We start from the raw sequence: 14,968 nt of genomic DNA on the forward strand, positions 1-14,968 counted from the left end.
ACTTCTTGATCGCTCCGATCTTATCGGCCGATAATTTCCGAGTAAGTACTGATGCCAGCAAGCTGACTAGTCGAGCAATTTCGGGTCGAGCTGCAGTTGGTCACCGACCTTGGTCTGCCAGGCTTGAAGGGTCGCAAAAAGTTGCTGCTTCTTCTCCGCGTACGAGGGGTCCGCGGAAAGATCCTTTGTTTCGGAGGGATCTTTTGCGAGATCGAAAAGCTTCACGCAGTCTGCCTTCGGATAAACCATCAACTTGAACCCATCAGCCGTAATCGATCGTTGCAGGTCCAGATAGCAGTTGTAGATCGCGTCGTACGAAGTCTTCTCTTTCCCTTCGATCAAGGGCATCAGACTATGGAAGTCGACATGCTTCGGCTGAGCAATACCGGCCAACTGCAGCGTGGTCGGCATGATATCTTGCAGATAAACCGGGGCAGGATTCGTTCCCGGCTTGATGCCTGGGCCTGAGACCAACAGCGGAACGCGGATGCTGTGGTCGAACGAGTTTTGTTTTCCCATCAAACCATGGTGACCACATGCCAGGCCATGATCGGCGGTGAAGAAGACATAGGTATTGTCGGCCTTGCCCGATTCTTCCAAGGCTTTCAGGATACGACCGATCTGCTGGTCCATGTGCGTGATGATCGCAAAGTACTCCTGGCGATTGACCTGGACCGCATATTTGGTGCGTGGGAAAGGAGCCAGATTCTCGTCACGCAGGCTCGGTGGGCAACCAATTGATTTGTGCTCAGGGTACTCGGGCAGAAAGTCGACGGGCACTTCGACCTCGTCGGCTGGATACATGTCGACGAACTCTTTGGGCGACTGCCGTGGATCGTGCGGTGCATTGAAGGCGACATACATGAAAAAAGGACGCGGATCGTTGGCGGCGGTCTGCAGGAAGTCGACCGCTTCGTCCCCAACCACTTCGCTCCAGTGCTTGCCACCTTCCCAGAAACCACCGAACTTCGGATCCCATGGCTGCCAGGTCTTATCGTCCCGACTCTGCGGTCGGTTGTAACCTTCGGGCGTTTGCTTCGGCATGCCTCCGCGTACATGGCCGGTCACGTCAAATGCTTTGGCCGCATTGGCAGGCACGTGCCACTTGCCGGTCATGTAGGTTTGATAGCCAGCCTTCTTGAGATGCTCTGACCAGAACCGGCCGGCAGACCGCTCTGCTTCGGCCGTCTTATAGACATCGTTGGCTCGCCAGACGAAGCGACCGGTGTTGAGCATCGTGCGACTGGCGACACAAACGGCTCCGCTCCAAGATCCCTGATTGTAGGCATGCGTGAACGAGAGCGACCGGGAGGCAAGCTGATCGATGTTCGGCGTTTTGACCTGAGTCATCCCGCGGTAACCGACCGCTTCGTAGCTTTGATCGTCGGCGAACAGGAACAACAGGTTTGGCTTGCTGGTCTCTTCGGCGTGAGCCATCGATACGAACAACGTTGCCAGGATCGGCAATAGGCAGCAAAGGCGTTTCACGCGGGGGGCTCCAGACTGAAGGGCAGGGAAGGGGGGGCAATCGAGGAAGCTTCAGCATACTTCAATTGCCCGAGCCATTCCAACCGCGCATACAAAAGCACGCCCTCGATGGCGAAGACGTGCCTTTGCTGGAGGAAGAGCAGCCTATTAATCTTGGGGGAGCTCTAAGCGGCTATATCCTCCTTGGCCAGGACTTTGTCCAGACTCCATGGGCCAGAGCCCACGGCCATGATGAACAGCATCGTTCCCATCATCGAAAGGTTCTTCATGAACTGGATCGTTTGCATTTGGGCAGCCTCTCCTTCAAACGTCCAGAAGTCGTGGAAGAAGTAGGTCGCCAACACCAGGAAGGTGAACAACAAGATCGCCCCGAAGCGGGCATAAAATCCCAGTAGGATCGACAAGCCGCCGACAATCAAAAACACAATCGCACCGGCCAGCATAACCTGTGGCGCCGGAACACCTTCCGAGGCCATGTACTCGACCACGCTGCTGAACTGAGGAATTTTGTTCCCCAAGGCACTCATGATAAAGATGGTGACGATAAACAGTCGACCAACGACTGCCAGAACGCCTCGGACTACGGGGTTATTCATGGTTCTTTCCTTCGTGAAAATCTCAGTGGTGTTGGATTAAGCTAAATCAAACAGCATGATCTCGGCGGAGTCGCCCGCTTCGATCTTCAAAACGGTTTCGTCACTGACTGCCGCACCATCGCTGGTATCGAGCGGCTGCCCATTCAACGTGACGTTGCCGCGAAGCACCTGCAGCCAGGCATGCCGCGACTCGGTGATGGGGTACTCGACACTGGAACCGGCATCGAGCTTGCTGAGAAAGATCTTGGCGTCCTGGTGAATCGCCAATGCACCTTGCTCGGCATCCGGCGAAGCGACCACCCGGAGCTTGTTTTGCAGCTCTTCATCGGGAAATCGCTTCTGTTCGTAACTAGGGGTCAAACCCTTTTGATCCGGAAATAACCAGATCTGATACAGGTGGACAGGTTCGTCGCTGGACGGATTGAACTCGCTATGCGTGATCCCAGTACCAGCCGACATCCGCTGGAACTCACCAGGACGGAGCACCTCGCCATTGCCCATCGAGTCTTTATGTTCCAGGGCACCTTCCAGCACATAGGTGACAATTTCCATGTCGTTGTGCGGGTGCGTTCCGAAACCTTCTCCCGGGGCAACACGATCCTCATTCATCACTCGCAGCGAGCGGAAGTGAACGTGCTTGCGGTCCTGATAACTGGCAAACGAGAACGTGTGATACGTATCGAGCCAACCGTGGTTCGCATGGCCTCGGTCGGCCGCTTTTCGGACTTGGATCATGACTCGATTCCTTTACCTTGCGAGGAAACCACCATCGACGGGCAAACTGATGCCGGTCGTAAACGAAGCCGCATCTGAGGCCAAATAGGCGACAGCGCCGGCAATTTCTTCTACCGTGGCCAGCCGATTCATCGGATGCAGCGCGGCCAGTTGGGCTCGTGACCCAGCTCCTTCTTTTCCGGCGAAGCGATCGATCATGTCGGTTGCCGTGGCAGCCGGAGCGACTGCATTAACCCGAATGCCTTGCTGGGCATATTCCAACGCGGCGGTCTTGGTCATCCCTTCGACGGCATGCTTGGAAGCGTTGTAGACGCTTGCCCCTGGCATCGCGACCTGGCCGAGGATGCTCGAGGTGTTGATGATCACCCCGCTCCCTTGCTTCAGCATCTGCTCGACTTCGTACTTCATGCTGAGGAATACACCCAGCACGTTGATATCGAAGATATGCCGATACTGCTCGACGCTCACCTCGTGCACAGGCCCTGAGCCTTCGACGCCTGCGTTGTTGAAGGCCACGTCGACGCGACCATATTTCTGGACCGTTTCCGCCACCAGGTTTTTGACATCTTCTTCCTGCGTCACATCGGTACGCACGAAGAACGCTTCTCCGCCAGACGACTGGATCGCATCGACGACTGCGTTGCCTTGCTCGGTCCGGCGACCAGCAACGACTACCTTAGCGCCCTGACCGGCCAACAACTTAGCAGTCGCTTCGCCGATGCCCGAGGTACCACCGGTGATTAATACGACCTTGTCTTGAAGACTCATTGCTTGAACTCCCCAAAAAAGCACTTGACCAACTATTTACATATCAACTATCGCACTAAAAAAAGAGATGCTACGATTCGTCCTCGGTTACAGCCGCACGTGACTTTTCTAACAAATCGATCAGTTGCTGCAGTTCGACTTCGGTCAGGTGTCCCATCAATCGCTTGTGGGCATCCATCAAAGGTTGATCGATATTGGCCAAAATCTCGAGGGCCTTGTCGGTAATGGCGACATACACCACCCGACGATCTTTCTCGCACCGAACTCGGCTGACCAGTTCCTGCTTTTCCAGGCGATCGATCAAACCAGTAATTGCCGGCACCACTTGAATCAGGCGACCCGCGATTTCGAGCGACGGCAGAGGCTTCCCTTCGCCACGCAAGATCCGCAAGACGTTGTACTGCGATCCGGTCAGACCGTAGTCACGTAGAAGTCGCCCCAACCGATTATGAAACAGATCGCTTGTCCGCAAGATATTGAGGATGGCTTCCTGTTCCTTCGATTCGAAAGGGTCGCGTTTCTTCAGTTCGTCTTTGAGTCCAGGTGGGGTCATGGTTTCCTCCGTCTGCATTTACTTTACATGTAAATCATTACGGAAGCAAGTGCTATTTGGCAATTTAGCTGTCTAACTACCAATTTAAGGCAATCGTCGCGACCCAAGAGATATTTTTCCCGATTTTCTCATTTTTACCCCGGCACCCCATTTCCTAAACAGGGTTTGCTCTTATTATGCAAATAGTCCCCCTGGCTAACAATTGACCCAGCCAGAACTACTACCATCATCCAAACAGCTCTTCTTCAGCCATCTGACGAATTCTTGCCGCGATCGCGATCTCGTCGAAGGGTGTTTGGAAACGTCATTTCATCCATCCCATCTCTTGTCTTTGTAAGTTGAAGAGGCAGTAATATGCGCGCACTCACTCCCCATCGACGAGGCTTCACGCTCGTCGAACTTCTCGTCGTTATTGCCATCATTGGCGTCTTGATCGCTCTGCTTCTTCCAGCGGTACAACAAGCCCGCGAAGCGGCTCGACGAATGCAATGCACCAATCACCTGAAACAGATTGGCCTGGCACTCCACAACCATCACGACACCTTCCAACGCTTTCCCCCAGGTGGCGCCCAGGATCAACCTCCGTTTGGTGTTGACGCCGCCAATACCACAAACTGGGGCAGTTCGTGGTTGGTCTACATCTTGCCTTATGTCGAAGAGACCGCCATCGCGGATAAGTGGGAATGGCAAGGATCGTCGGGCGTCTTCAATGCTGACAATAATGACGTTGTCGAAGGTCTCGAAATGGAAAAATACCGCTGCCCATCGACACCTCTGCCTGGCTTTTCGCGATCCAACGGCGGCAACTCCGCCGCAGTCACCTATGTGGGCATCAGCGGCGCGATCAACGGGACGATCCCTGGTTACACCGAAAGCCGCATCACGACCAACGCTCGAGGTGGTAGCTTCAGCGCTGGCGGCATCTTGTTTGCCAACAGCAAGATTCGTTTCGCCGACATGACCGATGGTTCAACCAATACCCTGGCCGCCAGCGAACATGGCAACTGGCTGACCGACACCTCCGGCACTCGTCAGGACTGGCGAGCCAGCCAGCCTTGGAGCTGGACCATCGGCTGCAAGAGCTCCGATTCGCCGCCGAACATGACCTACAACGGCGACAATCGTCCATTCAACATCACGACGATCCGCTACGTGGTGAATCGCACCACCGGCTGGACCGATGATGAAGGGGGCACCGGCGTGGGCAACGATGGTGGCGCCAACATTCCTTTGAACTCGACGCACCCTGGCGGCGTGAATGTTCTGCTGGGTGACGGTTCGGTTCGCTTCCTGGCCGAAACCATTCCGCTGGAAACGTTGGCCCGTCTCGCCACGCGTGACGATGGTCAGCCGATCGGCGAATTCTAATTCGCGATTCTTTCTATCGCTTCATTCTCTGACGGTGGGCTCGCATTCCTCGCGAGTCCACCTGACCTCGTTCCTGCATTGGGCAAACCCTCTCGTCCCCATTTCTTGAAAGCCCCGACTCATGCTCCGTCATGTCACCTATCTCGTTGCCATCGCTTCTCTCGCAACACTCACGCTCGGCTGCCAGCCACAACGCCAGAATGCTACCAAATTCCCGGTCCAAGGCACCGTCACGCTCGACGAGAAGCCGATGCCGAAGGGAATCATCTACTTCAAGACCATCGCAACTGGGTCGGTCGACGCCATGGATATTGTTGACGGCAAGTTCTCAGGCGAAGCCGAGCCGGGCGAACGCCGCGTCGAGATCTCTGCGTTCCGACCTGTCCCGAGTGCCACGCCAGGTATGGGCGAGGGAGAAGAGAACTTCATCCCCGCAAAGTACAACGCCAAAAGCACCCTCTCGGCGGATGTCACTACAGACAAACAAATCAACGATTTTCAATTCGCGGTGACCTCGAAATAGATCTCCGAGCAGGATTCGTGCAAGCAATCAGCCCCCTTATCTCATCGATTTCTGTCGATTGTGGGGGCTGGTTCTGCATAACCCACTTTGCTGGTTCCAGTTTCCTGATTCGAGGGAAATTGTGTTAAACTAGCAACTACGGTGAGATTTTTTTCTTTCCATTGCCCCATACCCGCCTTTCCTACCCCTGGCATCGAATCTTCTATGAAATACGCTGCTTCCGCCGCCCTGGCGGCCTTGTTGTGTCTCTGGTCCTCGTCGTTGTTGGCTGCCGATCTGTTGGTAGAAGCAGAGAGCTTTACCGACCATGGCGGCTGGAAGCTGGATACCCAGTTCATCGGCGAGATGGGTTCCCCCTATCTGCTGGCCCATGGCTTGGGCAAACCGGTTGCGGAAGCGAAGACAGAAGTCACATTCCCTACCAAGGGTCGCTACCGCGTCTTCGTTCGCACCAAAGATTGGGTGGCTCGCTGGAACGCCGAAGGGCAGCCTGGCAAGTTCCAACTGGCGATCGATGGCAAGCCGCTTGAAGAAACCTTCGGCACCAAGAGCGCCGATTGGTTCTGGCACGATGGCGGCGTGGTCGACATCGAAAACGAAACCGTCACGCTGCGCCTAAAAGACCTGACTGGTTTCGATGGCCGCTGCGACGCGATCTACTTCACCAACGACACCACCGCGACGCCTCCGTCTGGCGGCTCGCAGTTGGCCAAGTGGCGTAAAGACCAACTTGGTATCGTCGAAGACATCAAAACAGAAGGTCCTTACGATCTGGTCGTGATCGGTGGTGGCTACTCCGGCATGGGTGCCGCGCTGAGTGCGGCTCGCATGGGCTGCAAAGTGGCCCTGATCCAAGATCGCCCGGTGCTGGGCGGCAACGGCAGCAGCGAAGTCCGCGTCTGGGCGATGGGTTTGATCCGCCGTGGTAAGTACCCACGCATTGGCGAGATCATCGATGAATTCGCCGACAAAGCGAAGAAGTCGCCAGGCACTTACGAAGAATTCGGCGACGACAAGAAGGAAGCCCTTGTTCGTGCCGAACCCAACATCGATCTCTTCCTGAATCACCACGCCAACGACCTGGAAATGAAGGATGGCGAGATCGCGTCGGTCACCGCCTTCGATACCCGTACCAGCCAGGTTCGCAAGTTTGAAGGCAGTTTCTTCTGCGACGCGACCGGTCATGGCTCGATTGGTGCCTTGGCAGGTGCCTTATACGATCAAACCGACAAGGGTCGCATGGGCATGAGCAACATGTGGCGTTGGGACGAAGCCGATCAGCCGACAACCTTCCCCGAAACTCCGTGGGCGTTGGACCTGACGATGAAGGACTTCCCTTACCCACGTGACCATCACGGCCAGTGGTTCTGGGAAAGCGGTTTCGACAAAGATCCGATCGGCGGCGCCGAAGCGATTCGCGACTGGAACCTGCGAGCCGTCTATGGTGCGTTCAACGCCATGAAGAACCGCGATGGTGCCTCGAAGCACAAGAACGCCGAGCTGACCTGGCTGGCGTATGTCGGTGGTCCACGTGAATCGCGACGCTTGATCGGCGACGTGATCCTGACGCAAGAAGACATCGTCGCGAAGCGTGAATTCCCCGATGGCTGCGTGCCAAGCACCTGGTCGATCGACCTTCACTATCCGAAGAAAGAATTCGCCGACAAGTTCCCCGAGAATCCATTCATCTCGATCGCCGTTCACGATCAGCGTGTCGACCGTGCCTATGGCTACCCGGTCCCTTACCGCTGCTTCTACTCGAAGAACGTACCGAACCTCTTCATGGCAGGTCGCTGCATTAGCGTCACACACGAGGCCCTCGGTACCGTTCGCGTGATGAAGACCTGCGGCATGATGGGCGAAGTGGTCGGCAAGGCCGTTTCGATCTGCAAGCTGCACGACTGCTCGCCACGCGAAGTTTACGAAGAGCATTGGGCTGAAATGGACAAGCTTCTGCAGCTTCCAGGTCAGGCCCGTCGCGAAACGGTCAACGCCGAAATCGAAATGCCGAAGAACATTCAGCCAATTTCGCCCTACGGTCCTCCAACCGGGCTCGATCCGAACAAGATGGCTGGCATGGTCATCGACGATCGTCAGGCCGAAAAGAGTGGCCAGTGGTCGGAAGGTAGCGGCCTGAAAGGTTACGTCGGTCACGGCTATCTGTACTCGGGACAGAAGGGCGCCACCGTTCGGTTCCCGATCAAGGTGAAGAAGGCAGGCAACTACGAAGTCCGCTACGCTTACCTTCCACACGAAAATCGCAGTGCTCAGGTCAACGTGACGCTGGTGATCGAAACCTCGAAGGAATCGACCATCGTCAACATGAAAGAGCAACCACCCATCGAAGGTGGGTTCGTCTCGCTCGGCACCTTCACCATCAAGCCCGGCGAAGATTCGTACGTCGAAGTTGTCTCCAGCGGCAACGGTAACGTTCACGCGGATGCGGTCCAACTGATTCCGATGGACGGGAAATAGTCCGCACCGATGCCGAACGATTCGGATCAGCACGTCACTGTCAAAAAGAAACGCAGGTCTTCGGGCCTGCGTTTCCTGCTGCATGGCTATCGTTTCGCACTGATCGCGGCGATTGCGATTCTCGTACGCTTGCACGTGCAAAGCGAAGACCGGGCAGATGTTGGCCCCGTCGATATCTCACTGGGAACGGTTCAGGCATTCTTGCCCGATGCCGCCTCGCTGACGCCTGCGACCGATCGGGACGGAGCCTACGTGCAAGACGCCAGCGGCAAGCGAATCGGCTGGGCGATCACCACGCTGCCGACCGCCAATAAGATCATTGGGTTCTCAGGCCCAACCAATACGCTGGTCGTCGTCGACAGTGGCAACAACCTTTGCGGAATCGAGATCCTCTCGAGCAAAGATACGCCAGAGCATCTCGACGCGGTCCGCAACGCGACCTGGTTTCCACGACAGTTCTCAGGCGTTCCGGTCGCCCAGCTTGGCGGCGAGAAACGTCTCGACGCCGTCTCCGGGGCAACGCTCACCAGCCTGGCGATTATCGAATCGGTTACGAAGGTTCTCGGCAGCGATCCTCCCAACTACCGCTTCCCTGACGAGATTACGCTAGAAGAAGTCGTCGAAATCTTGCCGGAAGCGACAAGCCTTGCCCCGCAGGAAAGCCCTCGCGGTTGGTTCGATGTCCTGAACGCCGACGGGCAGAAGATCGGCACCGCCTGGCGTACCAGTCCCAAGGCGGATCAGCATGTAGGCTACCAGGGGCCGACCGATGTCCTGGTGATCATGGACGCTGAAGATAAGTTGAAAGCGGTCGCGCTTCGCGATAGCTATGACAACGATCCCTATGTCCGCTACGTTCGCGAAGACTGGTCGTTTCCTGAATACCTGGCTGGCTACGACCTGGCACAGCTTGCGAATTTTGATATCGAGAAATCCGAGATCGAAGGTGTCTCCGGCGCGACGATGACCAGTCAGTCGGCAACCGCCGCCATCGGAATCGCCGCAGCTGCTTATCAGCAGGAAAGGGAAGCGGAAGAAACACCAGCGATCGCGACTACTCCGATCAGCATCGGCTGGCGCGACCTGGCCACGATTGGCGTTGTGATCGCGGCCCTTGTCATCGCCTTTACGAACTTGCGTGGAAAGAAGTCGGTTCAGTTTGGTTTCGGGCTGATCGTGATTGCTTACCTCGGCTTCTTCGCGGGCGATATTCTGTCGATGGCCCTGCTGGTTGGCTGGGCCAGTCACCCAGTCCCCTGGCAGAAATGCATCGGCCTGGTGGCGGTCGCGATTGCGGCCTTCGCCGTGCCTCTTTTCAGCAAGAAGCAGGTTTACTGCAATCACCTTTGCCCACATGGTGCGGCCCAGATGATGATCCTGCGGTTCTCGAAATGGCACTGGACGGTGCCGAAGAAACTGCGTGTCGTCTTATCGGCCATTCCGGCCATTCTTTTGGCCGTAGCCATCCTGATCGCCTTCTCGATCATCGATGGCAACCTGGCCGCTCTCGAGCCATTCGATGCCTATGTTCCGACGATCGCTGGCTGGGCCTCCCTTTCGATCGCCATCGGTGGATTGATCTTCTCGGCGTTCGTTCCGATGGGCTTCTGCCGATTTGCTTGCCCGACCGGAGCGGTGATCTCGCATGTCCGCTGGAATGCCTCGAGCGACCAGTGGAGCGTTCGCGACAGTGTTGCCACCCTGCTTTTGGGCCTCGCGGTGATTTGTTTCTGGCTGTAAGCGGTCGTCGAAGTTTGCTCGATTCGTCTCTATAATGGGTCGCAGTGATCTGGCAATTCTCCTCTGCGCAATCTTCTCGTAACGGAAGTAGCTTCCCCATGACCGAAAAGAAGATGGGTCCCTATCGGCTGGAAACCACCATTGGCAGTGGTGGTATGGGGACCGTTTATCGTGGCATCGACGAACGTACCGGCGACCAGGCGGCAATCAAAGTCCTGCCCAGCGGCATGTCCCATAACGAAGGCCTGCGCGAACGCTTCCAGCGTGAAATCGAGACGCTGCTGCAGCTGAAGCACCCCAACATTGTGCGGCTGTTTGGTTTCGGCGAAGAGGATGGCGAACTGTTCTATGCCATGGAACTGGTCGAAGGGCGCAGCCTGGCCGAGGTGATCGTGAAGACCCCGATCAAAAGCTGGCGAACCGTTGTCCGCTATGCCTTGGAGATTGCCTCGGGACTGCGACAAGCGCATGACATGGGGATCGTTCATCGCGACATTAAACCAGCGAACATCCTGATAACGCGCGGCGACAAAGTCAAAATCCTCGACTTCGGCATCGCACGTCTCTTCGGAGCGACCGGTGTCACGATGGCCGGCGGCATTGTCGGTACCGCCGACTACATGGCGCCTGAACAAGCTTTCGGCGAAGGGGTCACGCCCAAGGCAGATCTCTACAGTTTGGGCGCGCTGATGTATGCGATGCTCTCGCGACAGCCACCGTTTCGGGGCAACACGATCGCCGAGATCCTCGACAAGCTTCGTTACTCCGATCCTACGCCAATCGGACGCCTGGTCGACACCATTCCCAACGATCTCTCCCAACTGATCATGCAGCTTCTGGAAAAGAATCCAGAGCATCGCGTTCCGACGGCCCGGGCACTTTGCCGCCGACTGCAAGCCATCTTGGATCTGCCGGAAGACACGGACTTCGAGATGAACCTGGCCGACTACTCGACCCAGGCTCCCTCTGCACCAGTCGACGAATACCAGCTGAAAGATGGGGGCGACGACTTTCCGACCGTCGATCCTACGGCTCGGAAGCTGGCCGAAGCACCAACGATGCAGCTCACCAACCCAGGGACATCCGATCCAGCTCAGTCGGTCGCCGATAGCGATCAGACCGCTGCACCAAAGACCATTATCACTCAGCGACGTCCCAAGTCTGACGAACCGCAAACCCGGTTCACCACCGTAGCCGAACAACGGCAACGAAAGTCAGAGGAAGAGTCGCAGCGTGAAAAAGGAAATGCGTGGATCAACTACTTGCAGATTGGTGGTCTGCTGATCGCGTTGAGCGTGGTCATTGGCATCATGTTCGTCGCACCCAAGCAACCGGATGCCGACGACGTTTACCGCACCATCGAATCAAGTGCCAACGAAGGCAACCTGGGCGATGTTGCGGAAGAGATGGACTCGTTCCTCGACCGCTTTCCTGAAGATCCACGCTCGGAATATATCGCTCAACTCCGCGAAGAGTTGAACCTTCGTCGACAAGAGAATCGCTATCGCCTGGCCGCGGCAATCGGTCGTGTCAGCCAGGGAATGCATCCGGTCGAGCATCTTTATCTGGATGCGATGAAGACAACCGACTTCGACCCGCAGGCAGCCCGTGACAAGCTTCAGGGACTTCTGCTGGTCTATGGTCCCGCCGACGCTCAGGAAGGGGACATCGCCCGTTGTCTGGTTCTGGCCGAACGGCGTTTGAAGCAATTGAACACAACGCTCGCCTATCAAAACAAGCAGCAAACCGCCTCGCTTCGCGAACGCTTGGACTACGCTCGTCGGATCTCCGGTGACAAGCCTGACGAGGCCCGGCGGATCTATGTGGGTGTGATTCAACTGCTGCAGAATGAATCGTGGGGAAGCCACCTGCTAGAGGAAGCGCGAGAGCAACTCAACGCGTTGCAGAATCGATAGCCGCTGCGAAAGAGGTTGGACTCTCGCGGGTGGCGGCTTATCATAGAAGATACCTCCCACCACCCGCCTTCCCTCCCACCTCTGGATGCATTTGATGAAGTCGCTGCGACTTGCCTCGCTGGGCCTGTTGGCTCTGTTCACCACCACGCTTTCTGCCGCCGATTGGTATGTCGCCACAAACGGCAACGACTCCGCCGCCGGCACAAAGGAAGCCCCCTTCGCTTCGCTCGAAGCGGCTCGCAATGCGATTCGTTCGGCGAAAAAAGCAGGACCGCCGCAGTCGCACACCGTCTGGGTTGCCGACGGCACCTACACGTTGTCGGCTCCCTTTCAGCTAACGCCTGAAGATAGTGGCACGGCCGACCATCCCATTCGGTACCGTGCCATCGAAGGTGCCACTCCACTAATAAGTGGCGGCAGCCAGGTAACTGGCTGGAAGCAGGAAGGAAATGTCTGGGTCGCGACGCTGCCGGAAGATCTTCGATTGCCACTGCCGGAACAACTGATTGCCGGCACGAAGCCCACCACGCTCGCACGCGAACCGGACGAAGGCTTGTTCACGTTCGTCGGCGTCACCGAGGAAGCCGAGCCCAAGAAGCCTGCCACGCAAATGCTGCGTCTGACGCCTGAAGATTACGCGGCCACGCTGGCGAAGGTCACCCCGGAGGAACTGCCCCAGGTTCAGTTCCTGGCTTATCACAAGTGGGATAACACCCGCCGTCATCTCGATAAGCTGATCCCGGAAGAACATGCCATGGTCAGCTCAGGCCGGAAGATGAAGGGGCACAATCCACTTAACGAAAAGACGCAATTTCGCCTCGAGAACTTCGCCGCCGCAATGGATACGCCTGGCGAATGGTTTGCTTCGCCCGATGGCAAAATTCGTTACTTGCCACGCGAAGGGGAAGATCCTTCGCAGCTGCCGATGATCGTGCCGCGGCTCGAAAAGCTTTTGGTTGTTGCCGGCAAGCCGGAAGCGAACCAGTTTGTCGAGCATGTCACCATCGAAGGCCTCCGCTTCTGTCACGGTCGCTGGACGACTCCCAAGCAAGGTTTTGAACCGAGCCAGGCCGCTTCGCCGATTGAAGCTGCCGTGCAGATCGATGGAGCCCGGCACCTGACCATCGCCGACTGCGAGGTTGGCCATGTCGGCATCTTCGGCATCTGGTTTCGCCGTGGCTGCCACGATTGTCGGATCGAGCGAACGTGGGTCCACGATACAGGCGCCGGGGGTGTTCGGATCGGCGAGACCGCGCTTCGTCACGAAGCGAACCTACTGACCGATCATATCACGGTCGACAACAACATTCTGAACAGTGGTGGCCGAGTTTTCCCTTGTGCCGTTGGACTTTGGATTGGCCATAGTCCCGACAACGTCGTCAGCCACAACGAAATCGCCGATTACTTTTACAGCGGAATCTCGGTCGGATGGCGTTGGGGATACGCCGAGTCGCTGGCGAAACGAAACACGATCACCAAGAACCATGTCCATCACCTGGGCTACGGCTTGCTGAGCGACATGGGAGGCATCTATACGCTTGGTCCTTCCGAAGGGACCGTCGTGACCGGTAACGTTTTCCACGACATTCATGCCTACAGCTATGGCGGCTGGGGGATGTATACCGACGAAGGCAGCAGCGATATCCTGTTCGAGAACAACCTCGTCTATAATACCAAGACCGGGGGATTCCATCAGCACTACGGCAAAGACAACATCGTGCGAAACAACATTCTCGCGTTCGCTTTGCTCTATCAGTTGCGTGCCTCTCGCCCCGAAGAACATCGTTCGTTTGTCTTCGAGCAGAACATTGTTTATTACGACACCGGGTCGCTGCTCGATGGTCGTTTCAGCCAGGTGAAGCACGACAGTGCTCGGAACTGTTACTTCGACGCCTCAGGCAAACCGGTCACGTTTGAAGGCAAGTCGCTGGAAGAATGGCAAAAGACCGGGCACGAGAAGGGCTCGATCATCGCCGATCCGAAGTTCGCCGATCCAGAACATCACGACTTCACCCTGGCCAGCGATTCTCCGGCCTTGAAGCTGGGATTCAAGCCCTTCAACACCGACGACGTTGGCGTGTATGGCAAGCCGCAGTGGATCGAGAAAGCGAAGAGCGGAAGTTACCCTCCGGTTCATGCCGAGTAGCGATAAAGAAGGTTCCCTGCCGGCCTCGTTGATGACCGGCAGGGAACGCTTCCGTCCAACATCCGCTTAGTGCGCTTCGGCGAACAGTTCGACTTTCGGGAAGTCGACTTCGGTCTCGGCAACGTGGTTGAAGTAGTTCGTGAAGATATTCAAAGCGACCAGGCCGACCACTTCGGAAATCTCTTCATCACTCAGCCCAGCCTGCTGCGCGGCAGCAAACTGCGTTTCGCTGATCAAGCCTTTCGAGTCGACAATCGCTGCCGCCAGATCAATGACCGCCTGAACCTTCGGATCGGCGGCCTCTCCCTGACGGATGCGGACCGTTTCCTCTTGGGTGTAACCGATCGACTGACCAACCATCGTGTGAGCGGAGACGCAGTACTGGCAATGATTCTTCTCGCCGATGGCCATGGCGACCGCCTCCCGGGCCTTGGCCGGTAACCGGGTATGACCCAACGCACCAGAGAACCCGAGGTAGGCCTCGAGGACCACCGGAGCGTTGGCCATCGTGGCGATGAGATTCACATGCTTGCCCAACTTCTTCTTGGCAGCTTCCAAGAGGTCGCGGGTTTTGCCTTCAGACGATTCGATCGAGATAGGTTGCAAACGAGGCATGGGGTATTTCCTTGTGTCAGAAAGAACCAAAAACTGGCAAATCTG

The 14,968-nt window shown here is 56.7% G+C and carries 12 protein-coding genes; 6 read left to right on the forward strand and 6 right to left on the reverse strand.

Annotated elements, in window-relative coordinates:
* Positions 1 to 66: 66 nt before the first annotated feature.
* The 5 genes from AB1L30_RS11115 to AB1L30_RS11135 all read right to left on the reverse strand — a co-directional run bounded on the left by AB1L30_RS11115 (position 67) and on the right by AB1L30_RS11135 (position 4,140).
* Complete coding sequence (locus tag AB1L30_RS11115) at positions 67 to 1,488, reverse strand: sulfatase-like hydrolase/transferase (RefSeq protein WP_367013486.1); 1,422 nt, start codon at positions 1,486 to 1,488, stop codon at positions 67 to 69.
* 164 nt (positions 1,489 to 1,652) lie between these two features.
* Complete coding sequence (locus AB1L30_RS11120) at positions 1,653 to 2,084, reverse strand: DoxX family protein (RefSeq protein WP_367013487.1); 432 nt, start codon at positions 2,082 to 2,084, stop codon at positions 1,653 to 1,655.
* Positions 2,085 to 2,120: 36 nt separating this feature from the next.
* Positions 2,121 to 2,819: a pirin family protein gene (locus tag AB1L30_RS11125; protein WP_367013488.1), complete on the reverse strand. Its 699-nt coding sequence runs from the start codon at positions 2,817 to 2,819 to the stop codon at positions 2,121 to 2,123.
* A 12-nt stretch (positions 2,820 to 2,831) separates the two neighbouring features.
* A complete protein-coding gene (locus tag AB1L30_RS11130; protein WP_367013489.1) occupies positions 2,832 to 3,587 on the reverse strand; it encodes a glucose 1-dehydrogenase in 756 nt (251 codons plus the stop codon).
* A gap of 70 nt (positions 3,588 to 3,657) precedes the next feature.
* Positions 3,658 to 4,140: a MarR family transcriptional regulator gene (locus AB1L30_RS11135; RefSeq protein WP_367013490.1), complete on the reverse strand. Its 483-nt coding sequence runs from the start codon at positions 4,138 to 4,140 to the stop codon at positions 3,658 to 3,660.
* Between the two features lie 354 nt (positions 4,141 to 4,494).
* On the opposite strand from AB1L30_RS11135, the gene AB1L30_RS11140 reads away from it, so the two are divergent.
* The 6 genes from AB1L30_RS11140 to AB1L30_RS11165 all read left to right on the forward strand — a co-directional run bounded on the left by AB1L30_RS11140 (position 4,495) and on the right by AB1L30_RS11165 (position 14,308).
* On the forward strand, positions 4,495 to 5,508 hold the full coding sequence (locus AB1L30_RS11140) for a DUF1559 domain-containing protein (RefSeq protein WP_367013491.1): 1,014 nt from the start codon (positions 4,495 to 4,497) through the stop codon (positions 5,506 to 5,508).
* Positions 5,509 to 5,629: 121 nt separating this feature from the next.
* On the forward strand, positions 5,630 to 6,031 hold the full coding sequence (locus AB1L30_RS11145; RefSeq protein ID WP_367013492.1) for a hypothetical protein: 402 nt from the start codon (positions 5,630 to 5,632) through the stop codon (positions 6,029 to 6,031).
* Between the two features lie 204 nt (positions 6,032 to 6,235).
* Positions 6,236 to 8,506 (forward strand): FAD-dependent oxidoreductase, encoded by a 2,271-nt coding sequence (locus AB1L30_RS11150; protein ID WP_367013493.1) that lies wholly within the window; start codon positions 6,236 to 6,238, stop codon positions 8,504 to 8,506.
* A 9-nt stretch (positions 8,507 to 8,515) separates the two neighbouring features.
* Positions 8,516 to 10,246, forward strand: a complete 1,731-nt coding sequence (locus AB1L30_RS11155; protein WP_367013494.1) for an FMN-binding protein — start codon at positions 8,516 to 8,518, stop codon at positions 10,244 to 10,246.
* A 98-nt stretch (positions 10,247 to 10,344) separates the two neighbouring features.
* On the forward strand, positions 10,345 to 12,162 hold the full coding sequence (locus tag AB1L30_RS11160) for a serine/threonine-protein kinase (RefSeq protein ID WP_367013495.1): 1,818 nt from the start codon (positions 10,345 to 10,347) through the stop codon (positions 12,160 to 12,162).
* A 94-nt stretch (positions 12,163 to 12,256) separates the two neighbouring features.
* Positions 12,257 to 14,308, forward strand: coding sequence for a right-handed parallel beta-helix repeat-containing protein (locus tag AB1L30_RS11165; RefSeq protein WP_367013496.1), 2,052 nt, complete (start codon positions 12,257 to 12,259; stop codon positions 14,306 to 14,308).
* A gap of 66 nt (positions 14,309 to 14,374) precedes the next feature.
* Here the strand turns inward: AB1L30_RS11165 and AB1L30_RS11170 are convergent, their stop codons facing one another.
* Positions 14,375 to 14,923 carry a carboxymuconolactone decarboxylase family protein gene (locus AB1L30_RS11170; RefSeq protein WP_367013497.1) on the reverse strand — a complete coding sequence of 183 codons (549 nt, stop codon included), beginning with the start codon at positions 14,921 to 14,923 and terminating at the stop codon, positions 14,375 to 14,377.
* Between the last annotated feature and the right edge of the window lie 45 nt (positions 14,924 to 14,968).

The sequence above is a fragment of the Bremerella sp. JC817 genome, from assembly GCF_040718835.1.
In the GTDB taxonomy this organism is placed as follows: domain Bacteria; phylum Planctomycetota; class Planctomycetia; order Pirellulales; family Pirellulaceae; genus Bremerella.